The following is a 24659-nucleotide window of genomic DNA, read 5'->3' as shown; positions in this document are numbered from 1 at the left end:
CCTAGCCCTAGCCCCGGCCCCCGCTCACCACGTCGGCGGGCTCGCCAACGCGCGGGCCAGCACATCGTCCAGTACACGGGCCGTCCCCGGGACGTCCAGCTGCGAGTTGTCGATGATCGGCAGCCCCGAGCCGTACCAGCCGGCCATCCGGCCGTGGATACGAGCCACCTCCTCGTCCGTGAGGCGTCGGTTCCCGGCGCGCTCGGCGTTGCGCTCCAGGACGACGTCCAGACCCGGCAGGAGGACGACCGGCAGCAGGCCGGGGCCGACATGGCGCTTCCAGCCGCCGAGGCCGACGACCGGGCGGTCGGGGAAGACGGCGTCGTCGAGGATGCACGAGATGCCGTTGGCGAGGTAGTTGCGTGCGGCGAAGCCGCAGGTGCGGCGGGCCAGGCGGTACTGGGCCTCGGAGTTGTCGTTCCAGCCGGACTGGGGGTTCGCGAAACCGGAGCGGACCCATTCGCGTACGTCGTCGAGGCTGATGTGCGCGGTGGGGACGCGGCGCTGGTCCGCCCAGTACCGGGCGACACTCGTCTTGCCCGCGCCTGCGGGGCCGATGAGCAGCACGGCGAGCGTGGTCGAGGCGGGGTCGGCGGCGCCCTGGGCGGGCGGCGTGCTCGGCATGGCCACGGGCCCGCCGGGCGGCAGCCGGACGTGTCCCGTGGTGTCCAGGGTGGGGGGCCTCGGGACCTGGTGCGGGGGCACATGGTGTTGCGGCGCGGGCGCGGACGGCTGTCCCGGGGTCTGCGGTACGGCGGGCCCGTGCGGGTGGGCGGCCGTGCCCTGGGGCGGGGGCGGAGTGGTCGGATAGCCCGGCGGGGTCGCCGGTGGGCCCGCGTGCGGTGTCGGCTGCTGCGCCGCCGGCGGCCGGCTGTCGGCGGATCCCTGCCCCGGCGGGTAGGCCGGCGGCAGCGGAGCCCCCACTGGATGCTGCATCCGGTGCCACTCCGTCTCGTACAGGCAACTGGTGCGGGCGAGCGGGGTCTTGCGGGCCCACTCGCTACCGAACGGTACCTTCCCCGGCCGCCGTTGTGTGAACGGCCGGGGATGTCACGAAGTGCCCAGGAGGACTACCGGGGGTGGCACCGGACGGACAACGCCCCTGCTCAGCCCGCGACTTCGCCGTATGCGGCGAGCAGCACGGCCGGGTCGGGCCCCTCCAGCACGGTGGGCTTGGCGAGGCCGTCGAGGACGATGAAACGCAGCACGTTCCCGCGGGACTTCTTGTCGACCTTCATCGTCTCGAGGAGCTTGGGCCACTGGTCGTAGCGGTAGCTGAGCGGCAGCCCCACCGACGCCAGGATGGTGCGGTGCCGGTCGGCGGTGGCGTCGTCCAACCGCCCTGCCAGACGGCCGAGTTCGGCGGCGAAGTGCATGCCGACGGAGACGGCCGCGCCGTGCCGCCACTTGTAGCGCTCGTTCTTCTCGATGGCGTGCGCCAGCGTGTGCCCGTAGTTGAGGATCTCCCGCAGGCCCGACTCCTTGAGGTCGCCGGAGACCACCTCGGCCTTGACCCTGATGGAGCGTTCGATGAGCTCGGCGGTGTGCGGTCCTGCGGGGGTGCGGGCCGCCTGCGGGTCCTCCTCGATGAGGTCGAGGATCACCGGGTCGGCGATGAAGCCGGCCTTGATGATCTCAGCGAGCCCCGACACGAAGTCGTTGACCGGCAGCGAGTCCAGCGCGGCCAGGTCGCACAGCACGCCCGCGGGCGGATGGAAGGCGCCGACGAGGTTCTTGCCCTCGGCGGTGTTGATACCGGTCTTGCCGCCGACCGCGGCGTCGACCATGCCGAGCACGGTCGTCGGTACGGCGATCCAGCGCACCCCGCGCAGCCAGGTCGCGGCCACGAAGCCGGCGAGGTCCGTGGTGGCGCCGCCCCCGACGCCGACGACGACGTCCGTGCGGGTGAACCCGGACTGGCCGAGCGCCTTCCAGCAGTAGGCGGCGACCTCGGCGGTCTTGGCCTCCTCGGCGTTCGGCACCTGGATGGCGACGGCCTCGTAGCCCTGCTCGGCCAGGTCGGCGCGGAGCGCCTCGCCGGTCTCGGCGAGCGCCTCGGGGTGGATGACGGCGACGCGCTGCGCCTTCTTGCCAATGAGTCCGCCGAGCTCGCCCAGCAACTGCCGCCCGACGAGCACCTCGTAGGGTTCGGTGCCCGCCGTACCGCCGACGTGGATACGCGTCACTGCCTGCTCCGTCAACGTCTTCTCCTGCCGGGGGTCCGGGGGTTGCCCCCCGGGAATCACAGCCTTCAGCTCCAGTGCGTCGAGGACGGCTTGTGCGACCTCTTCGGGGGTACGGCCGTCGGTGGGCACGACGGCGTCGGCGACTTCGGTGTACAGATGGCGGCGCGCCTCCATCAGCTCGCGCCACTGGCGGCGCGGGTTGACCGCGAGGAGCGGGCGCGCGGCGTTCAGGCCGGTGCGCTTGACGGCCTCCTCGACGTCCATCGACAGGTACACGACGCGGTGCGGGGCGAGCAGCGCGCGGGTGTCGGGGTCGAGGATCGCGCCGCCGCCGAGTGCCAGCACACCGTCGTGTTCGCCGATGGCGGTGTGCACGGCGCGCTTCTCGATGGCGCGGAAGACCGGCTCGCCCTCGTCCACGAAGATGTCGGCGATCGTCCTGCCCTCGGCGGCCACGATGTCGTCGTCGGTGTCCCGGTAGCCGCAGCCCAGCAGGTCGGCCAGCAGCTGGCCGACCGTGGACTTGCCGACCCCCATGGGCCCGACGAGGACGACGGCCGGCCGCCCGTTCACCGCGCTCACCGGATCTTCAGGTTCTCGAGGTACGAGGTGACGTTGCGCCGGGTCTCGCCCACGCTGTCGCCGCCGAACTTCTCCGCCACCGCGTCCGCCAGGACCAGCGCGACCATGGCCTCGGCCACGATGCCCGCCGCCGGGACGGCACAGACGTCCGAGCGCTGGTGGTGCGCCTTGGTGGCCTCACCGGTGACCACGTCGATGGTGGCGAGGGCCCGCGGCACGGTCGCGATCGGCTTCATCGCGGCACGAACACGCAGCAGTTCGCCCGTGGACAGACCGCCCTCGGTACCGCCGGAACGGCCCGACGCGCGCTTGATGCCGTCCTGGGTGGCGAGGATCTCGTCGTGCGCCTTCGAGCCCGGCACCCGCGCCAGCTCGAAGCCGTCGCCGACCTCGACGCCCTTGATCGCCTGGATGCCCATGAGCGCGGCGGCCAGCCGCGCGTCGAGGCGCCGGTCCCAGTGCACGTGCGAGCCGAGGCCCACCGGCACCCCGTACGCCAGGACCTCGACGACACCGCCGAGGGTGTCGCCGTCCTTGTGGGCCTGGTCGATCTCGGCGACCATCGCCTTCGACGCGTCCGCGTCAAGGCAGCGCACCGGGTCGGCGTCCAGCTTCTCGACGTCCGACGGGGTCGGGTACACGCCGTACGGGGCCTTGGCGCTCGCCAGCTCGACGACGTGCGAGACGATCTCGATGCCGGCCGTCTCCTTCAGGTACGAGCGGGCGACCGCGCCCAGCGCGACCCGGGCCGCCGTCTCGCGCGCGGAGGCGCGCTCCAGGATCGGCCGGGCCTCGTCGAAGTCGTACTTCTGCATGCCCGCGAGGTCCGCGTGGCCGGGCCGCGGCCGGGTCAGGGGGGCGTTGCGGGCCAGCTCGGCGAGCTCGGCCGGGTCGACGGGGTCGGCCGCCATGACCTGCTCCCACTTGGGCCACTCGGTGTTACCGACCATGATCGCGACCGGCGAGCCGATGGTGAGGCCGTGGCGGACGCCGCCCAGGAAGGTGACCTCGTCACGCTCGAACTTCATCCGCGCACCGCGCCCATAGCCGAGGCGCCGCCGGGCCAGGTGGTCCGCCACCATCTCCGTGGTGATCGGCACGCCGGCGGGAAGTCCCTCCAGCGTCGCGACGAGTGCGGGTCCGTGCGACTCCCCCGCGGTCAGCCAGCGCAACCTGCTCAACGGTGCTCCTCATGCTCGCGCCTGGAACTGCGTTCTACGACGGCGCGACCGGGTGCGCGGCCCTGGCCCGCCACCCCCGATCCTCCCACGTCGGGCGGCGGGCCCGGCTCTCGGTCCATCAGACGGACGGCCGGACGGTCGGGAATGCCGACGAGTGCGGCCTGGCGACAGGCCCTAGCGGGCCGCCAGTGCCTCTTCGCCGGCCTTTCTCATGACGCCGACCGGCGCCGGCACATGCCCGGTCATCTGCTCGACCTGGAGCACCGCCTGGTGCACGAGCAGGTCGAGTCCGCTGACGACCGCTCCGCCGTACGCCGACCAGCGTGCCGCGAGGTTGGTGGGCCACGGCTCGTACAGCACGTCGAAGAGCGTGGCCGGCCGTTCGGGGACGGCAGAGGCGAGAGCGTCCGTGGTGCCCGCCGGGGTCGTGGCGATCACCAGCGGGGCGCGCAGCGCCTCGGCCGCGTCGGACCAGTCCTCGGTACGCAGCTGTACGTCCAGGCGCTCGCCCCACTCGCGCATCTCGGCCGCACGCGCCTCGCTGCGGACATAGGCGACGACCTCGCCCTCGCAGATCCGCGCGAGGGCGGCCAGCGCTGACGAGGCCGTGGCGCCCGCGCCGAGGATGGCCGCGGATGCGACACGGTCGATGCCGCGCTCACGCAGGGCCTCGACCATGCCCGGGATGTCGGTGTTGTCCCCGAGGCGCCTGCCGTCCTCGGTGAACACGACCGTGTTGACCGCCTCGACGGAGGCCGCGGTGTCGCTGATCTCGTCGAGCAGCGGAATCACCGCGCGCTTGAGCGGCATCGTCAGGGACAGGCCCGCCCACTCAGGGCCCAGCTTCTCGATGAATCCGGGCAGCGCCGCCTCGTCGACCTCGAACCGGTCGTACGTCCAGTCGCCCAGGTGAAGTGCCTCGTACGCCGCGCGGTGCAGCACCGGCGAGAGGGAGTGGGCGATAGGAGAGCCCAGAACTGCGGCTCGGCACTTTTTGTCGGTGACGCTCATTGCCCGTTCTTCTGCTGTTGTTCGAGGTATTTCTGGCGATTGCGGTTCTGCTCTTCGTTCGTCTCGGCGAACAGCGTTTCGTCCTCGCTGATGGAGACGAAGTAGTACCAGTTTCCCTTGGCGGGGTGGAGTGCGGCCTTCAGTGCCACCTCACCCGGGTTGTCGATCGGTCCGGGCGGCAGACCCTTGATCTTGTAGGTGTTGTACGGATCGTTGATCTGCCGCAGCTGGTTGACCGAGCCCGTGGCCAGCGTCGACTGACCGCGCAGGTAGTTCACCGTGGAGTCGAAGTCGAGCAGGCCGTATGTCTCGGTGTTGTCCGGCTTCAGACGGTTGTAGACGACGGTCGCGACCTTTTCGAAGTCGTGTTTGTACTTTCCTTCGGCCTGGACCAGGCTCGCCACCGTCAGGACCTGCAACGGGTTGTCGAGATTCAGGTCGTCGGCCTTCTCCTTGAGGCCGAGTTCGTCGTACTTCTCCGTGGCCTGCTTGACCATGCCCTTCAGCACGACCTCGGGCTTCATGCCCTTGGCGACCGGATAGGCGGACGGATAGAGGAAGCCCTCGAGGGGATCCTTGATGTCCTTGTCGTTGTTCGCCCAGTCGGGAAGTCCGAGGCTCTTCCATTCCTTCTTGGCGACGCTCGCCGTGGTGCCCTTCTTGAGCTCCAGCCGCTTGTCGATCTCCGCGTAGACCCAGGAATTCCGCTGGCCCTCGGGAATGATCAGGTTGTTGCGGCTCTTCGGGCTCAGCATGAGCTCGACCGCGGCCGCCGCCGACATCTTGACGTTGAGCGTGTAGACGCCCGCCTGGATGGTGGTCCCGTTCGGATTCTCGCTCTGGGCCGTCACAAAAGCGTCGACGCTCTTGACGACGCCTGCCCGCTTCAGGGCCTGACCGATCTCATAGCCGCCGGCGCCCTTGGGGATCTCGACCGTCACCTTCTCGCTGGTCCCGCTCCCCGCGTAGTCCGGAGCCGGGCCGAAACGATCCTGGTAGAACTGGTAGCCGAAGTATCCGACCCCGCCGATGCCGCCACCGAAGACCAGCACCAGGACCAGGCACGCGCATCCACTGCGCCGCTTCTTCGTCCCGCCGCCGCGGCCGCGCCGGTCGCCGCGTCCCCTGCGGCCGGGTGTGTCGTCGTCCCGGTCGTCGTCATCGTCGCCGCCCGCGAAGAAGGCGTGCTCACCCTGGTCCGGGCCCGGGTCCCAATCGCTCTCCGGCTCGGGCGCGGCGCGTCGGCGGGTGGGTGGCTCGGGCGGCGGGTAGGCGTCGGACGTGCCGTAGTAGTCCTGCTGTTCACCGCCGTACGCCCCGCCCTGAGCGCCGTAGGGGTCGGCCGCATCCGCACCGTACGGAACCTGACCGTGCTGACCCGTGTCCCAGCCACCGCCGTACTGCTGTCCGTCGTAGCCGCCGGACTGCTGCCCGCCGTAGCCGCCAGGGGGCTGCGTGCCATAGCCGCCCTGCTGCTGCCGGGGGTCGTAGCCGGCGGACTGCTGCTGTGGCTGGCCGTAGGCAGACTGCTGGCCGGTGCCCCAGTCGCCGTACTGCTGGGGTTGCTGCGGCTGCTGGGGTTGTTGCGGCTGCTGCGGATAATGTCCCGGCTGGCCGCCGTAGGGGGACTGGCCGGCGCCCGCCTGCTGCCCTCCCCATCCGCCGTCCCCGTACAACGGGTCCTCCGGATGCCACGGTTCGGAGCCTGGGCCCCGGCCATACTCAGTCATCGATCCCCTAGAGCCGCGAGGCGACGGCTGCTCGGCGCTTGTGGCACGGCTCCGGTCCCGCCTCTCTGCTGTGCGGCAGCTGTTCGAACGCTGACCGCATCGCGCGGAACGTTACCGTATCGCGATCAGATGACCACTTCGACGCCCTCGCCCGGAGCTTTACCTGACGCCCGTTCGGTCTCCAGGGCGTTCTGGAGGATGATGACCGCTGCCGCCTGGTCGATGACAGAGCGCCCCTTCTTGGACTTCACACCCGAGGCGCGCAGTCCCTGACCTGCGGTGACTGTGGTCATCCTCTCATCCACGAGTCTGACCGGGACGGGCGTGATGCCACGGGCCAGCTCCTGGGCGAAGGCCCGGACCTTGGCCGCGGCCGGGCCCTCGCCCCCATGGAGGGAGCGGGGCAGGCCCACGACGACCTCGATCGGCTCGTACTCCTCGACGAGCTGGCGCAGCCGCCGGTGGGCGGCCGGGACATCGCGTCCCGGCACGGTCTCGACCGGCGTCGCGAGGATCCCGTCGGGGTCGCACGAGGCGACCCCGATCCGGGCGTCCCCGACGTCGATCGCGAGGCGACGGCCGCGGCGCATGTCCGTCGTCACGCCGTCTCGGCGACGAGGCGCTCGACAGCGGCGACGGCCTCGCCGATGGCGGCCGGGTTCTGACCGCCGCCCTGGGCGACGTCCGGCTTGCCGCCGCCACCGCCGCCGAGGGTCTTGGCGGCCGTGCGGACCAGCTCGCCGGCCTTGAGGCCACGCTCGCGGGCGGCCTCGTTGGTGGCGATGACCGTCAGCGGCTTGCCGTTCACCGTGGTGAACAGGGCGACGACGGCCGGGCGGTCGCCCTGGATGCGGCCGCGCACGTCGAGGACCAGCTTGCGCAGGTCGTCGGCGGTGGTGCCGTCGGGGACCTGGCCGGTCACCAGAGCCACACCGCGTACGTCCTGGGCGCCCTGGGCGAGACCGGCGGCGGCCTGGAGGACCTTCTCCGCGCGGAACTTCTCGATCTCCTTCTCGGCGTCCTTCAGCTTGCCGAGCATGGCGGCGATCTTCTCCGGGAGCTCCTCGGCGCGGCCCTTGACCAGCTCCTGGAGCTGGGCGACGACCGTGTGCTCACGGGCGAGGAAGTTGTAGGCGTCCACGCCGACGAGGGCCTCGATACGGCGCACACCGGAGCCGATCGACGACTCGCCGAGCAGCTTCACCAGACCCAGCTGGGCGGTGTTGTGGACGTGCGTGCCGCCGCAGAGCTCCTTGGAGAAGTCGCCGATGGTGACGACGCGCACGCGCTCGCCGTACTTCTCGCCGAACTCGGCGATGGCGCCCTGCTTCTTGGCCTCGTCGATGCCCATGACCTCGGCCCGGACGTCCAGGTCGCGGGCGAGCACCTCGTTGATCTTCTGCTCGACGTCGGTCATCACGGCCGTCGGTACGGCGGACGGGGAGCCGAAGTCGAAGCGGAAGCGGCCGGGCTGGTTCTCCGAACCGGCCTGGGCGGCCGTCGGGCCGAGGGCGTCGCGCAGCGCCTGGTGGGTCAGGTGCGTGGCGGAGTGGGCGCGGGCGATGGCCTTGCGGCGGCGCTGGTCGATGGTGGCGTGCGCCTTGGCGCCGACCGTCACCTCGCCGACCTGGACGACGCCCTTGTGGACGTACACACCCGGGACCGGCTTCTGGGTGTCACGGACCTCGATGACGGCACCGGAGTCGGCCTTGATCCGGCCCGTGTCGCCGATCTGGCCGCCGCCCTCGGCGTAGAACGGGGTGCGGTCGAGGACGATCTCGACCTCGTCGCCCTCGGTGGCGGCGGGCGAGGAGACGCCGTCGACGAGGATGCCGACGACCGTGGACTCGCCTTCGGTGTCCGCGTAGCCGATGAAGTCGGTCTCGCCGGAGGCGTCGGCGATCTCGCGGTAGGCGCCGAGGTCGGCGTGGCCGGTCTTCTTGGCCCGGGCGTCGGCCTTGGCGCGCTCCCGCTGCTCCTTCATCAGGCGGCGGAAGCCGTCCTCGTCCACGGAGAGGCCCTGCTCGGCGGCCATCTCGAGGGTGAGGTCGATCGGGAAGCCCCAGGTGTCGTGGAGCAGGAAGGCCTTGTCGCCGGGCAGCACGGCGGAGCCGGCGTCCTTGGCCTCGGTCACGGCGGTGTCGAGGACGTTGGTGCCGGCCTTCAGCGTCTTGAGGAAGCGCTCCTCCTCGGCGAGGGCGACGCTCTCGATGCGCCCCCGGTCCTGGACGAGCTCCGGGTACTGCTGGCCCATCGTGTTGATGACGACGTCGATGAGGTCGCCGACGACCGGCCCGGTGGCGCCGAGCAGGCGCATGTTGCGGATGGCGCGGCGCATGATGCGGCGCAGGACGTAGCCGCGGCCCTCGTTGCCCGGGGTGACGCCGTCGCCGATGAGCATGACCGACGTGCGGATGTGGTCGGTGACGACGCGCAGCGAGACGTCGCTGGCGTGGGCCTCGCCGTAGCGGACGCCGGTGAGCTCGGTGGCCTTGTCGATCACGGCACGCGAGGTGTCGATCTCGTACATGTTCTGGACGCCCTGCAGGATCATGGCGAGGCGCTCGAGGCCGAGACCGGTGTCGATGTTCTTGCTCGGCAGGTCGCCGAGGATCTCGAAGTCCTCCTTCGAGGTGCCCTCGCCGCGCTCGTACTGCATGAAGACCAGGTTCCAGATCTCCACGTACCGCTCGTCGTTGACGGCGGGGCCGCCCTCGACACCGAACTCGGGGCCGCGGTCGTAGTTGATCTCGGAGCACGGGCCGCACGGGCCGGGGACGCCCATGGACCAGAAGTTGTCCTTCTTGCCCAGGCGCTGGATGCGCTCGGCGGGGACGCCGATCTGGTCGCGCCAGATGGCCTCGGCCTCGTCGTCGTCCTGGTAGACGGTGATCCAGAGCTTCTCCGGCTCCAGGCCGTAACCGCCCTTGTCCTGGGGCGCGGTGAGCAGCTCCCAGGCGAGCTTGATGGCGCCTTCCTTGAAGTAGTCGCCGAAGGAGAAGTTGCCGCACATCTGGAAGAACGTGCCGTGCCGGGTGGTCTTGCCGACCTCTTCGATGTCCGGCGTGCGCACGCACTTCTGCACGCTGGTGGCGCGCGGGGCGGGCGGGGCGACCTCACCGAGGAAGTACGGCTTGAAGGGGACCATGCCCGCGTTGACGAGCAGCAGGGTCGGGTCGTCCGCGATCAGCGACGCCGACGGCACGACGGTGTGCCCGCGCTCTTCGAAGAAGCGCAACCAGCGGCGGCGGATTTCAGCCGACTCCATCAGTGGTCCTCATTCCGGTTGTACGAGTTCGCCGTTCTGTCGGCGTACTTCGGGTTGTTGCGGTTTTCGATGGCGGCGAGGCGCCTGGGGGCCGGGAGTCCGGACTCGGGTCCGGCGTTCAGCCCGAGCGCCTCGTCGAGCTCGGCCTCCCGCTGGGCCATGCCGTCGCGGACGTCGAGTGCGAAGTCCTTGAGCCGGTGGCCCGCCTCGATCGCCTTGTTCGCGGCCTGCGCGGCGAGGCTCTCGGGGGTCAGCTGCTTCAGCTTGCGGTTGACCTTGGTGGTGGCCCACACTCCGGCGGCTGCGCCTGCGGTGAACCAGAATGTTCGGCGGAACATCGCTGCGTCAGTCCTTCTTCCGCTTCCCGCGCCGTGCGGAGGGGAGGGTGCGGCCCACGATCACGGTACGCCGGGAGCGCTCGGCGGTCACCTGCGGTTCGGCCGGGCCCGTCCTGCGGCCGATGGCCCGGCGCACGCCGTAGCCGAACGCCGCGACCTTGACCAGGGGGCCGCCGAAGGTGGACGCGACGGTGGTGGAGAGCGCCGACGCGTTCGACGTGACTTCCTGGACGTCCGACGCGATGGCGTCGACCCGGTCGATCTGGGTCTGCGCGGAGCGCACTGCCGTGGAGGCGTCGGCCAGCAGCGGGACGGCCTGCTCGGTCACATCCGCCACGAGCTTGGTGGTCGCTCTGAGCGTCTGGGCCAGCCTCGCCAGCGCCACGGCGAGGAAGGAGACCAGGATCGCCCAGAAGACGGCCACCAGGATCCCGGCAACCTCTCCACCGGACACTGTGCACCGCTCTCTGATCGTCGTGCCTGAACATCCAAAAGTCGTCCCCGAGCCTATCGCGCCGGGGGTGCCGCTCCGCACCGCATTACCGCTTGGGGCACGGCCGTCCCGGTACGGGAGGATCGACGGGAGTTGTGTGAAGCGATTGTACGGATAGCGCATGCCTGAGTACGCTGCGTCCGCATGCGGCACTTAGAGCGCTTTGGCCCCGGCCCGGGAGAATCCGACCCGAGATCATCCAAACCCGGCAATCTCTCCATCGAACTCAGCACGTTCGTGGGCCGCGCGGCCGAACTGGAGGAGCTCAGGGGCGCGCTGGAGGCGGAGCGCCTGGTCACCGTGACGGGGGTGGGCGGGGTCGGCAAGTCCCGGCTCGCGGCGCGGGCCGCGTCCATTGCCGAGCCGCGCGACGGCGTCTGGATGGTGGAACTGGCGTCGTTGCAGGAGGCCGAACTCGTCGAGTACGCGGTCGCGGAGGCGCTGGAGCTGACGGACCACACCTCCCGGCCACCCCGCCAGGTGCTCGTCGACCATCTCGCGGAGCGCCAACTCCTCCTCGTACTGGACGGGTTCGAGCACCTCGTCGACGCGAGCGGGTCACTCGTGCGGGACCTGCTGGGCCGGGCGCCCGGACTGCGGGTGCTGGCCGCGGGGCGCAGGCCGCTGGGCGTCGAGGGCGAACGGCTGTTTCCTCTCTGCCCGATGGCGGAGGAGGAGGCCGCCGAGCTGTTCGCGGACCGTGCCGCGACCGTGCTGCCGGATTTCACACTGGATGTCGGCAGCCTCCCCGACGTCCTGGAGGTGTGCCGGCGCCTGGACGGGATTCCGCTCGCCGTCGAGCTGGCCGCGGGCAGGCTGCGGGCGCTGTCCCCGGCGCAGCTGCTGTCCCGGCTCGACGACCGGTTCGGGCTGCTCACGGGCGACCGGCACGGCGCTCTGCCGCGCCACCAGACGATGCGTACCGCCATCGGCTGGAGCCATGAGCTGTGCAGGCCGGACGAGCGGCTGCTGTGGGCGCGGCTCTCCGTGTTCTCCGGGCACTTCGATCTTGAGGCGGCCGAGTACGTCTGCGGTGGCCACGGGCTGGCCGACGATGCGGTGCTCGACGTGCTCGGCCGGCTGCTCGCGCAGTCCCTGGTGGCCCGCGAGGAGACACCGGCCGGAGTGCGCTACCGGATGCTGGACACCGTCAGGGCGTACGGCGCCGACTGGCTGGAGGCGACGGGCGACGCCGCCCGGCTGCGGCGCCGGCACCGCGACTGGTACCTGGGCCTGGCCACCTGGTGCGAGCTGGACTGGTTCTCGGCGCGGCAGCCGGATGTCGCGGCGCGCGTCGAGGCGGATCTGCCGAACCTGCGGATCGCGCTGGACCACTGCCTGTCGGAGCCGGGCGAGGCGCATGTGGGCCAGCATCTTGCGAGCACGTTGTGGTTCTACTGGGTCGGCTGCGGCCGGCTGGCCGAGGGCCGGCACTGGCTGGAGCGCAGTCTCGAGCTGGGAGCCGACCATGCGGAGTCGCGGCTGAAGGCCCTGTGGGTGCTCGGCTATGTGGCGATCCTGCAGGGCGACATGGCGCCCGCCCTGGCCGCGCTGCACGAGTGCCGGGAAGGGGCCGAACGCGGCGGTCATGCGACGGCGGCCGCCTGTGCGATGCACCGGACCGGCTGTCTCGCGCTGGTGACAGACGACATGCCGCGCGCGGAGCAGCTGCTGCGCGAGGCCCTCGACCGGTACCACGAGATGGGCGAGCTCAACACCTATGTGCTGATGTGCCAGGTCGAGCTGGCGCTGGCGATGGCCTTTCAGGGGAATCTGCCCGGTGCTGTCGAGCTGTGCGAGGACGTGCGGCTGGTGTGCGAGGACCACGGCGAGCGCTGGGCCCGGGCGTATGCGCTGTTCGTCCTGGCGTACGCGGCCTGGGCGGACGGGCACCCGGACCGGGCACGGGAACTGCTGGAGCAGTCACTCGCCATCCATTACGGCTTCCAGGATCTGCTGGGCACGGTGCTGACCTTCGAGCTGCTCGCGCTGGTCACGGTGGCGGAGGGGGATCCCGTGGAGGCCGCCGTGCTCCAGGGGGTGGCAGGCCGGATCTGGCCTTCGGTCGGGCTGCCGCTGTTCGGCTCGAGCCACTTCAACGCGCCGCACCAGCTGTGCGAGGAGCTGGTGCGCGAGGAGCTCGGTGCCGATCGGTACGCGGCGTGCCTCGTCGCCGGGGCACGGCTCGGTACGGATGCCGCGGTGGCGCGCGTGCTGAGCGGGCAGCGCACGGACCTGCGGGGGCTGCTGCCGCAGCAGCGTGAGCCGATGCCCGGCGACGCCTCCGGCGATGCCCCGGACATGCGGAAGCCCGCCGCTTCCCCCACCCAGCAGGGCGGGGAAGCGGCGGGCTGAATCGCGGTGTCTACGACCGGATCAGGCGGGGCTGATCAGCGGGCGTAGTACTCGACGACGAGCTGCTCGTCGCAGATCACCGGGATCTCCTTGCGGTTCGGGTCCCGGTCCAGGCGGAACGCCAGCGCCTTCAGGTTGACCTGCAGGTAGCGCGGGGTCTCGCCGTCGAGGGCGTAGCCACCCTCACGGGCGACCTGGAAGGGGTGCTTCTCGCGGGAGCGCTCGCGGACCATCACGACGTCGTCCGGGCGGACGCGGAAGGACGGCTTGTCGACCTTCTTGCCGTTGACCTCGATGTGGCCGTGGACGACCATCTGGCGGGCCTGGTAGATGGTGCGGGCGATGCCGGAGCGGAGCACCAGGGCGTCGAGACGGCGCTCGAGCTCGATGATCAGAGCCTCACCGGTCTTGCCCTGGACCTTGCTGGCGCGCTCGTAGGCGCGGACCAGCTGACGCTCGGAAACGTCGTACTGCGCGCGCAGACGCTGCTTCTCGAGCAGACGGACCTTGTAGTCCGAGTTCTGCTTGCGGCCACGGCCGTGCTCACCCGGCGGGTAGGGGCGGGCCTCGAAGTACTTGACGGCCTTCGGGGTCAGCGCGATACCGAGTGCACGCGACTTCTTGACCTTGGGACGGGACTGGTTCGCCACGAACCAAACCTCTCTATCTCTGTGATATCGGCTTCACCAGGGTTAGGGGAGGTCGCATCCGCAGCCGGGGAAACCCGTCGGGGCCTGCCGGGATCGTGGTGATCCCGGCGGTCTCGGCGGGCAGCCGCTCCCTGGTCTGGGCACATACGTGCAGCACGCGAGTGGCCCACCGACCGCCGTATCACCGGGGTGGTGGGCTGCCCGCGACACCGTTCGACGGTGCGCGACGCTCCTGGAGATCCCCGCCCGAGGGCATTGGGGGCTCCGGCTGCCTGTCCCGTTCTGGTGGTGCCGGCCGAAACCGGACACGGGACGCAGCGCTTCTGGTGAGTCTACTAGGTCGCAGACAGTGCTGCGGACTGGTCCTGACGCTCAGCCGTCCGCTGTTCCCGGCTCCTTCGGCGCTCCCGGCTGCTCGCCCCTGAGGCGCTCGCGGACCCGCTCGGCCACGTCCGCGTACCGCGCCTCCGCGCCGTACCGCGTGGGCCTGTAGTACTGCCTGCCGTCGATGGCATCCGGGGCGTACTGCTGGTGGGCGATGCCGCCCGGCACGTCGTGCGGGTACACATAGCCCTGCGCGTGGCCGAGCTTGGCCGCGCCCTTGTAGTGGCCGTCGCGCAGGTGCGGTGGGACGGGGCCCGCGAGGCCCTTGCGTACGTCCTCCAGGGCCGCGCCTATCGCCAGGGTCGCCGCGTTCGACTTGGGGGCGAGGGCGAGGGCGATGGTCGCATGGCTCAGCGTCAGCGCGGCCTCCGGGAAGCCGATCATGGCGACGGCCTGGGCTGCCGCGACCGCCGTCGGCAGGGCGGTCGGATCGGCAAGGCCGATGTCCTCGCTGGCGGAGATCATCAGGCGGCGTGCGATGAACCGGGGGTCCTCCCCCGCCTCGATCATCCGCGCAAGGTAGTGCAGTGCGGCGTCGACGTCCGAGCCGCGGATGGACTTGATCAGGGCGCTCGCCACGTCGTAGTGCTGGTCGCCGTCCTTGTCGTACCTCACGGCCGCGCGGTCGACCGAGTCTTCGAGGGTCTGGAGTGTGATCTCCTGCTCGCCCTTGGCGAGGGCGGACCCGGCGCCCGCCTCCAGGGCGGTGAGCGCCCGCCGCGCGTCGCCGCCGGCGATGCGCAGCAGATGGGCCTCGGAGTCCTCGGGCAGGCCCACGGCTTCGCCGAGCCCGCGCTCGTCGGCCAGCGCACGGCGCAGCAGGCCCCGGATGTCGTCGTCCGTGAGCGGTTCGAGCGTGAGGAGCAGGGAGCGCGACAGCAGGGGGGAGATCACCGAGAAGTACGGGTTCTCGGTGGTCGCCGCGATCAGGGTCACCCAGCGGTTCTCCACGGCAGGCAGCAGGGAGTCCTGCTGGGCCTTGCTGAAGCGGTGGATCTCGTCGAGGAAGAGGACGGTCTCCTTGCCGAAGCCGCCCGTGGCCCGGCGGGCGCCGTCGATGACGGCACGCACTTCCTTCACTCCCGCGGTGATCGCGGAGAGCTCGACGAAACGCTTGTTCGTGGCCTTGGAGACGACATACGCGAGGGTGGTCTTGCCGGTGCCCGGCGGGCCCCAGAGGATCACGGAGGACGGCCCCGCGGGGCCGCCACCGCCCTCGCCCACGAGCCGGCGCAGGGGTGAGCCGGGCTTCAGCAGATGCTGCTGGCCCACGACTTCGTCGAGCGTGCGCGGACGCATCCGCACGGCCAGGGGACTGCTTGCCGGGTCCTTCTCCTGGCGGGCTTCTGCGGCGGCGGTGAACAGGTCGGGCTCCACGCAGTGAACCCTATGTCACCCGACCGACAGTCCCTCCGCGCCCGTGCGCCGCAAGGCGTCGGAGCCTTGCGGCGCACGGGCGGGGGCGTTCGCGGGCCCCGGGGTCAGCTCGTCCAGAAGTCCCACCAGCGGGTCAGGATCAGCATCCCGATGATCCCGACGTGCAGCACCGGCACGACCCAGGTGAACTCCTCGAAGAAGCCGCGCAGCCATCCCGGTGCGGGCAGCAGGCCGCCCCGGATGTTGAACGACGTCACGTACCAGAACATGAAGATCGTGGCGACCCAGGCGAGGGAGCACCACAGGCACAGCGCGTTGATGTTGTACAGCGACTGGTACTGCAGCCAGGTGCAGAAGCCGACGCCGAAGAGCGTGCCGGCGTTGAACGTCAGCCAGTACCAGCGCGGGAAGCGGGCCCGGCCGAGCAGGCTCATGCCGACGCAGATCACGATGCCGTACGCCACGAGGCCCAGCATCGGGTTGGGGAACCCGAAAGCCGCGGCCTGCTTGCTCTCCATCACGCTGCCGCAGGAGACGACGGGGTTCAGGCTGCAGCCCGGCGTGAAGGTCTTCCCCTCGACCTTGGCCTCGAGCAGCTTGAACTTGTCGATGGTGATGACCCAGGCGGCGAGGAGCCCGGCCGCGCCCGTGATCACCAGCAGCAGCGCGAAGGCGCGGCTCCCGCCGACCGTCCGTGGGCCCTCGGGCCGGTTGTCGCCGGCGGGCTCGGAGGAGGAGACGCCGTCCCTTGCTGTCATCGTCTTGCTCATCACGCCGTTCCGTCGTTCGAGTGGGGGCCTGCGGGCACCGTCATTGTGCCGCACGCGCGCGTGTGTCCACCGTTCGATGGACACAATCGAGAACGACCGAGGGGCCCGGAACGTTCGGTTCCAGGGGGACGCTCGACGACATGACTGCACACGCGAACGAATTCGCGGTGCGCGTACGGGGGCTGCGCAAGCAGTACGGCGACGTGACCGCGGTCGACGGCATCGATCTCACCATCCGACACGGGGAGGTCTTCGGCATCCTCGGGCCCAACGGTGCGGGCAAGAGCACCACAGTCGAGATCCTCCAGGGCAACCGGACCAGGGACGCGGGCGACGTCTGCGTACTCGGCGCCGACCCGGCAGCCGCCACGCGCGCGTGGCGCTCCCGCGTCGGCATCGTCTGGCAGGACGAATCGGCGCCCGCCGAGCTGACGGTCCGGGAGACGGTGCGGCACTTCGCCCGGTACTACCCGAAGCCGCGCGACCCGGACGAGGTCATCGCGCTCGTCGGTCTGGAGGCGAAGGCCCGCAGCCGGATCAAGGGGCTCTCGGGCGGCCAGCGGCGGCGGCTGGATGTGGCGCTCGGCGTGATCGGCGGACCCGATCTGCTGCTCCTGGACGAGCCGACGACGGGCTTCGACCCGGCGGCCCGCCGCCAGTTCTGGGAGCTCGTCCGGCAGCTCGCCGACGAGGGCACGACCATCGTCCTCACGACGCACTACCTGGAGGAGGCCGAGGCGCTCGCGCACCGGCTCGCGGTGATCGCGGCCGGGAAGGTCGTCGCCGAGGGCGAGGCCGGGGCACTGCGCGACCGGTACGGGGCGGAGGCCACCGTCGCCTGGACGGAGCCCGACGGAAGCCCGCGCAGCGAGACCACGAACACCCCGACGCGTACCGTCGCCGAGCTCATGCGCCGCTTCGACGGCGAGATCCCCGGGCTCCGGGTCAGCCGCCCCACCTTGGAGGACGTCTATCTGCGGCTCACCGGCCAGCTCACCCGGCACGAGCCCGCCGCCGATCAGCACACCCAGGACCAGGCCACCCGAGAGGAGACCGCGCGATGAGCACGGCCACGGCGACCGGATCCCGTTCCGTCGACGACCGCACCGCCGGGCGGCTGCCCGGCGCCTGGGGACTGGGGCTCCACCAGGGCGCGATGGAGCTGCGCCAGTTCTTCCGCCAGCGCGACCAGGTGGTCTTCACCTTCGCGTTCCCCATCGTCTTCCTGTGCCTGTTCGCGTCGATCTTCAGCGACGACGTGGAGGGTGCGGGCATCTCGGCCTCGCAGCTGTACGTGCCCGCGATGATCGCCGCGGGCGTCATGTCCACGAGTTTCCAGTCCCTCGGCATCTCGATCGCCATCGAGCGGGACGAGAAGGTGCTGCGCCGGCTGCGCGGCACTCCGATGCCTCCGGCCTCGTACTTCCTCGGGAAGGTGTGGCTCGTCCTGGTCACGGGGCTGCTGGAGACGGCGGCGCTGCTGCTCGTCGGCGCGACGCTGTTCGACGTCGATCTGCCGTCGAGCGCGGAGAAGTGGCTGACCTTCGGCTGGATCTTCTTCCTGGGTCTCAGCGGCTGTGCGCTGCTCGGCATCGCGATCAGTTCCGTCCCGAAGTCGGGCCGGAGTGCCTCCTCCGTGGTCGTCCTCCCGTTCCTGGTGCTGCAGTTCATCTCCGGGGTCTACATCTCGATCGACACCCTCCCCGACTGGATGCTGAACATCGGCGCCCTCTTCCCGCTGAAGTGGATGTGCCAGGGCTTTCGCGGGGTGTTCCTGCCCGAGTCCGCCAAGGTGCTGGAACAGGCGGGGAGTTGGGAGTACGGACGGATCGCCCTGGTGCTCGGCGCCTGGTGCGTCGGAGGATTGCTGTTGTGTCTGCTGACCTTCCGGTGGAAGAACCGGCGAGACGGATGACCGATCCGGCGGGCCCCCGCGACTCCGACGTCTGGGACCGCACCTTCCGACTCTGGGACTGCTACTTCGCCGTCGTGTGGGTGGCCACCCTGGTGTTCGTGCTCGGCACGGACTTCCCCGGGTGGCCTGTCCGCGCGGCCGCCGGCGGACTGCTCGTCCTGCTGATCCCCTGGTACGTGGGGGTGGGCCGCCCGATCCTCATGAGAGAGGGCGAGGACGAACGCCGGAGCCTCGCCTATGTCGCCGGGACGATCCTGCTCTTCCTGCCGCCCGGCATCCTGGTCGGCGAGACGCGGCTGATCACCTTCGCTCTCATCCCGCAGTGCTTCATGACACTGCGCATGCGCCCCGCGCTGACGGCCGCCGCCGTGATCAACATCGCGCCGGTCGTGGGGTGGGCGCTGCTGTGGCGGCCCGATTCCCACGATGTCTTCTCCAACTCGGTCTCCGCGGTGGTCAGTCTGGTCTTCTCGGCGGCCTTCGGCACCTGGGTCATCCGCGTGATCGAGCAGAGCGCGGAACGGGCCGCGCTCATCGCCGAGTTGGACGCCAGCCGCGAGGAGGTCGCCCGGCTGTCCGCCGAACGCGGGGCTCTGGACGAGCGGGAGCGCATGTCACGTGAGATCCACGACACCCTGGCGCAGGGATTCACGAGCCTGCTCATGCTCATCCAGGCCGTCGACGCCGAACTGGAACGCGACGCACCGCAGGCCCGCCGGCACCTGGTGCTGATGGCAGAGACAGCCCGGCAGAACCTCGCGGAGGCACGGGCCCTGGTCGCCGGTGGCGCACCCGCCGATCTGGACAGGAGTTCGCTGCCGGACGCCGTGCGCAGGCTGGCCGCCCGGCATGGAGCGGGCGTTTCGGTCGAGGTCACCGGTACCTCGAGGCCACTGCCCCCGGGCATCGAGGTCGTGGCCCTGCGCTCCTGCCAAGAGGCCCTCGCCAACGTACGCAAGCACGCGGGGCCCGATGCCGCCGCGACCCTCAGCCTCCGCTATGCGCCGTGCGCCCTCACCGTCACGGTGCGCGACACGGGGCGTGGCTTCTCCGCCGGCGTGCCTCACCAGGGGTACGGGCTGCGCGGCCTGCGCGCACGCGCCGCCGAAGTCGGGGGCACGGCCGAGGTCCGCAGCGCCCCTGGTGAGGGCACCACCGTCACCGTCCGGCTTCCCGTTCCCGAAGGACTCGAGAGGACTTCCGCGTGATCCGCATCCTGCTCGCCGACGACCACCCCGTCGTACGGGAAGGGCTGCGCGCCATGCTGAGCGCCGAGCCCGACCTGGACGTCGTGGCCGAGGCGTCCAGCGGCCCTCAGGCCGAGGCCCTGGCCGCCGAGGTGCGGCCGGACATCGTCCTGATGGATCTGCGGATGCCCGGCGGCGACGGCGTGGAAGCGATCGTACGGATGGCCGCCGCGGGGCTGCCGTGCCGGGTGGTCGTGCTGACGACGTACGAGACCGACCGGGACATCCTGAGAGCCGTCGAAGCGGGCGCCGCGGGCTATCTGCTCAAGGACATGGCGCGGGCGGAACTGGCGGACTCGGTACGGGCGGCGGCGCGTGGCGAGACCGTGCTGGCGCCCTCGGTCGCCGCCCGGCTGGTCGACCAGCTGCGGACGAGGCCCGAGCGGCCGCGCCTGTCGGAGCGTGAGACGGCGGTGCTGCGTCTGGTGGCGGAGGGCTGTACGAACGCGGAGATCGGACGCCGTCTGTACATCGGCGAGTCGACGGTCAAGACCCATCTCCTGCGCGTCTTCGGCAAGTTGGGGGTGGACGACCGGACGGCGGCGGTGACGAGCGCGATGCGGTTCGGGTTGCTGGACTGAGGGTTCGCCCCCGCCGAGGGGGCTCCGCCCTTGGACCCCTGCTCCTCAGACGCAGGAGAGGCTGAATTACACGCCGGAGGGGCTGAAGTGTCAGCCCCTCCGGTGTGACGGACCTCAGCCCAGCCGAGCCTGCAGCTCCGCCACGATGTCGTTCGCGCCGATGGCCACCTGCTCCCCGGACTCCATGTCCTTGAGCTGGACGACCCCGTCGGCGAGATCGCGCTCACCGGCGACCACCGTGTACCGGGCGCCCGACCGGTTGGCCGACTTCATCGCGCCCTTGAGGCCTCGGCCGCCGTACGCGAAGTCGGCGGCGACGCCGGCCTTGCGCAGCTGGGTGACCACGCCGAAGAGGACCCTGCGGGCCTCCTCGCCGAGCGGCACCGCGTACACGCTGGTGCCGGCCGGGATGTCCAGCTCGATGCCCTCGGCCTGCAGCGCCAGCACGGTGCGGTCCACGCCGAGCGCCCAGCCGACGGACGGCAGGGACGGGCCGCCGATCATCTCGGACAGGCCGTCGTAGCGCCCGCCGCCGCCCACCGCGGACTGCGAGCCGAGCCCGTCGTGCACGAACTCGAACGTGGTGCGGGTGTAGTAGTCCAGGCCGCGCACCAGCTTCGGGTCGTCCTCGTACGCGACGCCCGCGGCCGTGATCAGGTCGCGGACCTCCGCGTGGTACGCCTTGCAGGCGTCGCACAGGTAGTCGCCGAGGAGCGGCACGCCCACGAGCTGCTTCTGCACGTCCTCACGCTTGTCGTCGAGGACCCGCAGCGGGTTGATCTCGATGCGGCGCCGGGTGTCCTCGTCCAGGTCGAGGCCGCGCAGGAAATCCTGGAGCGCGGCGCGGTAGACGGGACGGCACTCCTTGTCGCCGAGGCTGTTCAGCAGGATGCGGAAGTTGCTGAGGCCCAGCGAGCGGTACGCCTGGTCGGCGAGGATGATCAGCTCCGCGTCGAGCGCCGGGTCCTCGGCTCCGATCGCCTCGGCGCCGACCTGCGAGAAGTGGCGGTAGCGGCCCTTCTGGGGGCGCTCGTAGCGGTAGTACGAGCCGGAGTACCAGAGCTTGACCGGCAGGTTGCCCGCCTTGTGCAGGTTCGCCTCCAGGGCGGCGCGCAGCACGGACGCGGTGCCCTCGGGGCGCAGCGCCAGCTCGTCGCCGCCCTTGGTCGTGAAGGCGTACATCTCCTTGGTCACGATGTCGGTGGACTCGCCGACCCCGCGGGCGAACAGCTCGACGCTCTCGAAGCCGGGCGTCTCGATGTAGCCGTAGCCGGAGTTCTTCAGGGGCGCAGCGATGGCCTCGCGCACGGCGAGGAAGGTCGCGCTGTCCGGCGGGATCAGGTCGTACGTGCCCTTGGGGGCCTTGAAGGTGCTCACAGAAAGAGTCTCGTCACATTCCTCGTCGGGGTGCCGCCGCGGGGGCGGCTCCCTGGCCGGCGGCCACCTGCCGCAGATACGGGTTGGTGGCGCGCTCCTGGCCGATGGTGGTCTGGGGGCCGTGGCCGGAGAGCACCACGGTCGAGTCGTCGAGCGGCAGGCACACGCGGGCCAGCGACGCGAGCATCTCGTCCATGGAGCCACCGGGCAGGTCGGTGCGTCCGATGGAGCCGGCGAAGAGCAGATCGCCCGAGAAGAAGACCGACGGGATGTCGGACGTCTCGGGCATCCGGAAGGTCACCGACCCCTTGGTATGGCCGGGCGCGTGCGCGACGGAGAAGTCCAGGCCCGCCAGGGTCAGCTCCGCGCCGTCGGACAGCTCCCGTACGTCGTCGGGCTCCCCCACGGTCAGCTCGCCCAGGAGCGGCATCCCGATGGAACGGCCGAGCGCCTTCTCCGGGTCGCTCATCATGAACCGGTCCCCGGGGTGGATCCAGGCCGGTACGTCATGCGCTCCGCAGACCGGGACGACGGAGGCCACATGGTCGATATGGCCATGGGTGAGGATGACCGCCACGGGCTTGAGCCGATGCTTCTTCAGTGCGTCCTCGACCCCCTGGGTGGCCTGATGGCCCGGGTCGATGATCACGCACTCCTCGCCTGCGGCGGGGGCGACCAGGTAGCAGTTGGTGCCCCAGGCTCCGGCGGGAAACCCGGCAATGAGCACGATCGTCCTTCGTTCATCTCGTCCGGCGGGAGGCCGCCGCACCCTCCCGTACGGCTCCTGTGGATGCTCCGGAACTCTCCGGCGGGGGATGCAGCACATGAGAGCCTACCGGCGCTGCCGATTCCACAGCGAACCCATATACGGTACGGGACACAACGAAAGGCCATTGACTCACGGCGCAGGCGCCCCACAGGACGCAGGCGTCCCACCCCGACGTATTGAGACGCACGAGGAGAGAACACCGGTGGTCAGCCAGGAACAGCGGCGGCGGCAGCTCGCCCGGGAGAAGTTCTTGCGGCAGCAGGAACGGCGCAGGAGCACACGGCGCAAGGCACGCACGCGTAACGCGGTGATCGCATCAGTGCTCGGCGTGATCCTGGTGGGCAGCGTCGTGTCGTATGCGACCGGGGTGTTCAAGAACGACGACTCGAAGGACACGGTGGCCGCCGAGGTGACTCCGAGCGCCTCCGCCACCAGCAAGGCCCCGGACCCGTGCGAGAAGGCCGCCGCCGGCAAGGTGAAGTCGCTGAGCTACAAGAAGGAGCCGGCGATGACCATCGACACGTCGGCCAAGTACACGATGAAGCTGCAGACGACCTGCGGCGACATCGACATCGCGCTCAAGACCGCAGCCGCCCCGCACACGGTGAACTCCTTCAACTTCCTGGTCGGCAAGGGCTATTTGGACCACACCAAGTGCCACCGGCTCACCACCATGGGCATCTACGTGCTCCAGTGCGGCGACCCGCAGGGCACCGGCACGGGCGGCCCCGGCTACACGATCCCGGACGAGAACCTGAAGGACAAAAGCCTGAAGGGCAACGTCTACCCGGCGGGCACGGTCGCGATGGCCAACCAGTACAACTCCTCGACGAAGGAGGGCCGCGACACCGGCGGCAGCCAGTTCTTCCTCGTCTACCAGGACAGTCAGCTTCCGCCCGACTACACACCGTTCGGGACCATTTCCGATGCGGGAATGAAGGTGCTGAAGAAGATCGCGGCGGCTGGGGAGAGCACCGGGCAGGGCGATGGCACCCCGAACGCAACAGTCGTGATCAACAAGGCGACTGTGACCAAATCCTGAGGCCCAACTGCCTAATTTCGGTCGCGCGGGATGCGGACAGCCGCCCCGCCGGTCGCCTATGTTGGCCGTGACGAAACTGTGGACGATGCCCGGGGGCCGTGGAGCCCGCCGCGCGCATCATGTGGAGGAGGCGCTGTGAGCAGCGACCCGTGGGGCCGCGTCGACGAGACGGGGACCGTGTACGTGCGTACGGCCGACGGCGAGCAGGTCGTCGGTTCCTGGCAGGCCGGTTCGCCCGACGAGGCCCTGGCCTATTTCAAGCGCAAGTACGAGGGCCTGGTTGTCGAGATCGGCCTCCTCGAGCGTCGGGTGAGGACCACCGACCTGTCCGCGAAGGACGCCCAGACCGCGATCGACCATCTGCGCGAGCAGGTGGACGCGCACCACGCGGTCGGCGACCTGGACGTGCTGCGGGCCCGGCTGGACAAGCTCGTCGAGGCGGTCGAGGCGCGCCGTGAGGAGCGCAAGGCACAGAAGGCGAAACAGTCCGACGATGCCCGGCACAACAAGGAAGCGCTGGTCGCGGAGGCCGAGGAGCTGGCGCAGAGCGAGCAGTGGCGGGCGGCCGGTGAGCGGCTGCGGGCCCTGGTGGACACCTGGAAGGGCCTGCCCAGGCTCGACCGGAAGTCCGACGACGAGCTGTGGCACCGCTTCTCGCACGCGCGCTCGGCGTTCTCCAAGCGGCGCAAGGCGCACTTCGCGGCGCTCGACGCGCAGCGCGAGGAGGCCCGCAAGACCAAGGAGAACCTGGTCGCGGAGGCCGAGGCGCTGTCCGGGTCGACGGACTGGGGTCCGACGGCCGCTCGCTACCGCGACCTGATGACGGAGTGGAAGGCCGCGGGCCGCGCGCAGCGCGAGCACGAGGACGACCTGTGGAACCGCTTCCGCGGCGCCCAGGACGTCTTCTTCGCGGCCCGCAGCTCGGTCTTCGCCGAGCGGGACGCCGAGCAGTCGGAGAACCTCAAGCTCAAGGAGGAGCTGGCCGAGGAGGCCGAGAAGCTCCTGCCGGTGACGGATCTGAAGGCGGCCCGTGCGGCCTTCCGCTCCATCAACGAGCGCTGGGAGGCCATCGGCCACGTGCCGCGCGACGCCCGGCCGAAGATCGAGGGCCGGATGCACGCGGTGGAGCGGGCCATCCAGGAGTCCGAGGAAGCCGAGTGGCGGCGGACGAACCCGGAGGCACGCGCGCGTGCCGCTGGGCTCACCGGCCAGCTCCAGGCGGCCGTCGACAAGCTGCGCGACCAGATCGAGGCGGCTCGCGCGGCGGGCAACACCGCCAAGGCCGACAAGCTCCAGAAGGAGCTCGAGGGCCGCCAGGCGCTCCTGGACCAGGCGCTGAAGGGCCTGCAGGAGTTCGGCGGCTGAGGTTTCCGCGCCTGATACGCCGAAGGGGCTCCCGTACG

General features: G+C 70.7%; 21 protein-coding genes. 7 read left to right on the top strand and 14 right to left on the bottom strand.

Annotated elements, in window-relative coordinates; genetic code table 11:
* Window positions 1–24 precede the first annotated feature (24 nt).
* From ACWD4J_RS07430 to ACWD4J_RS07390, 9 genes are all read right to left on the bottom strand, one after another.
* The gene (locus tag ACWD4J_RS07430; protein ID WP_451394332.1) at window positions 25–936 is read right to left on the bottom strand and encodes a Pro-rich N-terminal domain-containing protein; all 912 of its coding nucleotides are present in this window, start codon (window positions 934–936) and stop codon (window positions 25–27) included.
* A gap of 170 nt (window positions 937–1106) precedes the next feature.
* Entirely contained in the window at window positions 1107–2723 is a 1617-nt protein-coding gene (gene aroB / locus ACWD4J_RS07425) for a 3-dehydroquinate synthase (RefSeq protein ID WP_451394376.1), read from the bottom strand.
* Window positions 2724–2764: 41 nt separating this feature from the next.
* A complete protein-coding gene (aroC, locus tag ACWD4J_RS07420; protein WP_451394331.1) occupies window positions 2765–3949 on the bottom strand; it encodes a chorismate synthase in 1185 nt (394 codons plus the stop codon).
* Window positions 3950–4123: 174 nt separating this feature from the next.
* Window positions 4124–4960 (bottom strand): shikimate dehydrogenase, encoded by an 837-nt coding sequence (locus ACWD4J_RS07415; protein WP_451394330.1) that lies wholly within the window; start codon window positions 4958–4960, stop codon window positions 4124–4126.
* On the bottom strand, window positions 4957–6690 hold the full coding sequence (gene mltG / locus ACWD4J_RS07410; RefSeq protein WP_451394329.1) for an endolytic transglycosylase MltG: 1734 nt from the start codon (window positions 6688–6690) through the stop codon (window positions 4957–4959). Before mltG ends, ACWD4J_RS07415 begins: the two co-directional genes overlap by 4 nt.
* 125 nt (window positions 6691–6815) lie before the next feature.
* Window positions 6816–7280 carry a Holliday junction resolvase RuvX gene (ruvX, locus tag ACWD4J_RS07405; protein ID WP_451394375.1) on the bottom strand — a complete coding sequence of 155 codons (465 nt, stop codon included), beginning with the start codon at window positions 7278–7280 and terminating at the stop codon, window positions 6816–6818.
* An 8-nt stretch (window positions 7281–7288) separates the two neighbouring features.
* Window positions 7289–9958: an alanine--tRNA ligase gene (alaS, locus tag ACWD4J_RS07400; protein ID WP_451394328.1), complete on the bottom strand. Its 2670-nt coding sequence runs from the start codon at window positions 9956–9958 to the stop codon at window positions 7289–7291.
* Entirely contained in the window at window positions 9958–10296 is a 339-nt protein-coding gene (locus ACWD4J_RS07395; protein WP_451394327.1) for a DUF6167 family protein, read from the bottom strand. Before ACWD4J_RS07395 ends, alaS begins: the two co-directional genes overlap by 1 nt.
* A 7-nt stretch (window positions 10297–10303) precedes the next feature.
* Entirely contained in the window at window positions 10304–10750 is a 447-nt protein-coding gene (locus ACWD4J_RS07390; RefSeq protein ID WP_451394326.1) for a DUF948 domain-containing protein, read from the bottom strand.
* Between the two features lie 183 nt (window positions 10751–10933).
* Between ACWD4J_RS07390 and ACWD4J_RS07385 the strand changes: the two genes are divergently transcribed.
* The gene (locus ACWD4J_RS07385; RefSeq protein ID WP_451394325.1) at window positions 10934–13144 is read left to right on the top strand and encodes an ATP-binding protein; all 2211 of its coding nucleotides are present in this window, start codon (window positions 10934–10936) and stop codon (window positions 13142–13144) included.
* A 35-nt stretch (window positions 13145–13179) separates the two neighbouring features.
* Here the strand turns inward: ACWD4J_RS07385 and rpsD are convergent, their stop codons facing one another.
* The 3 genes from rpsD to ACWD4J_RS07370 form a co-directional block, all read right to left on the bottom strand.
* Window positions 13180–13794, bottom strand: a complete 615-nt coding sequence (gene rpsD, locus ACWD4J_RS07380) for a 30S ribosomal protein S4 (protein WP_351289766.1) — start codon at window positions 13792–13794, stop codon at window positions 13180–13182.
* A 372-nt stretch (window positions 13795–14166) separates the two neighbouring features.
* Window positions 14167–15555, bottom strand: a complete 1389-nt coding sequence (locus ACWD4J_RS07375; protein ID WP_451394324.1) for a replication-associated recombination protein A — start codon at window positions 15553–15555, stop codon at window positions 14167–14169.
* Window positions 15556–15659: 104 nt separating this feature from the next.
* Complete coding sequence (locus ACWD4J_RS07370; RefSeq protein WP_451394323.1) at window positions 15660–16325, bottom strand: vitamin K epoxide reductase family protein; 666 nt, start codon at window positions 16323–16325, stop codon at window positions 15660–15662.
* 140 nt (window positions 16326–16465) lie between these two features.
* Between ACWD4J_RS07370 and ACWD4J_RS07365 the strand changes: the two genes are divergently transcribed.
* The 4 genes from ACWD4J_RS07365 to ACWD4J_RS07350 are packed head-to-tail and all read left to right on the top strand — an operon-like array spanning window position 16466 to window position 20068.
* Window positions 16466–17389: an ABC transporter ATP-binding protein gene (locus ACWD4J_RS07365; RefSeq protein WP_451394322.1), complete on the top strand. Its 924-nt coding sequence runs from the start codon at window positions 16466–16468 to the stop codon at window positions 17387–17389.
* Window positions 17386–18240, top strand: a complete 855-nt coding sequence (locus tag ACWD4J_RS07360) for an ABC transporter permease (RefSeq protein ID WP_451394321.1) — start codon at window positions 17386–17388, stop codon at window positions 18238–18240. The genes ACWD4J_RS07365 and ACWD4J_RS07360 overlap by 4 nt, the downstream gene beginning before the upstream one ends.
* On the top strand, window positions 18237–19448 hold the full coding sequence (locus tag ACWD4J_RS07355) for a sensor histidine kinase (RefSeq protein ID WP_451394320.1): 1212 nt from the start codon (window positions 18237–18239) through the stop codon (window positions 19446–19448). Before ACWD4J_RS07360 ends, ACWD4J_RS07355 begins: the two co-directional genes overlap by 4 nt.
* A complete protein-coding gene (locus ACWD4J_RS07350; RefSeq protein WP_451394319.1) occupies window positions 19445–20068 on the top strand; it encodes a response regulator in 624 nt (207 codons plus the stop codon). The genes ACWD4J_RS07355 and ACWD4J_RS07350 overlap by 4 nt, the downstream gene beginning before the upstream one ends.
* Before the next feature lie 114 nt (window positions 20069–20182).
* On the opposite strand, the gene hisS is transcribed toward ACWD4J_RS07350, so the two are convergent.
* Complete coding sequence (gene hisS / locus ACWD4J_RS07345; protein WP_451394318.1) at window positions 20183–21445, bottom strand: histidine--tRNA ligase; 1263 nt, start codon at window positions 21443–21445, stop codon at window positions 20183–20185.
* A 13-nt stretch (window positions 21446–21458) separates the two neighbouring features.
* A complete protein-coding gene (locus tag ACWD4J_RS07340) occupies window positions 21459–22172 on the bottom strand; it encodes an MBL fold metallo-hydrolase (protein WP_451394317.1) in 714 nt (237 codons plus the stop codon).
* A 244-nt stretch (window positions 22173–22416) separates the two neighbouring features.
* Here ACWD4J_RS07340 and ACWD4J_RS07335 point away from each other — a divergent pair, with 244 nt between their 5' ends.
* Complete coding sequence (locus ACWD4J_RS07335; protein WP_451394316.1) at window positions 22417–23256, top strand: peptidylprolyl isomerase; 840 nt, start codon at window positions 22417–22419, stop codon at window positions 23254–23256.
* Between the two features lie 135 nt (window positions 23257–23391).
* Window positions 23392–24621 carry a DUF349 domain-containing protein gene (locus ACWD4J_RS07330; protein WP_451394315.1) on the top strand — a complete coding sequence of 410 codons (1230 nt, stop codon included), beginning with the start codon at window positions 23392–23394 and terminating at the stop codon, window positions 24619–24621.
* Window positions 24622–24659: the final 38 nt, after the last annotated feature.

It is taken from the genome of Streptomyces sp. NPDC002577 (genome assembly GCF_053594815.1).
This window is presented reverse-complemented; position numbering and strand designations above follow the sequence as displayed.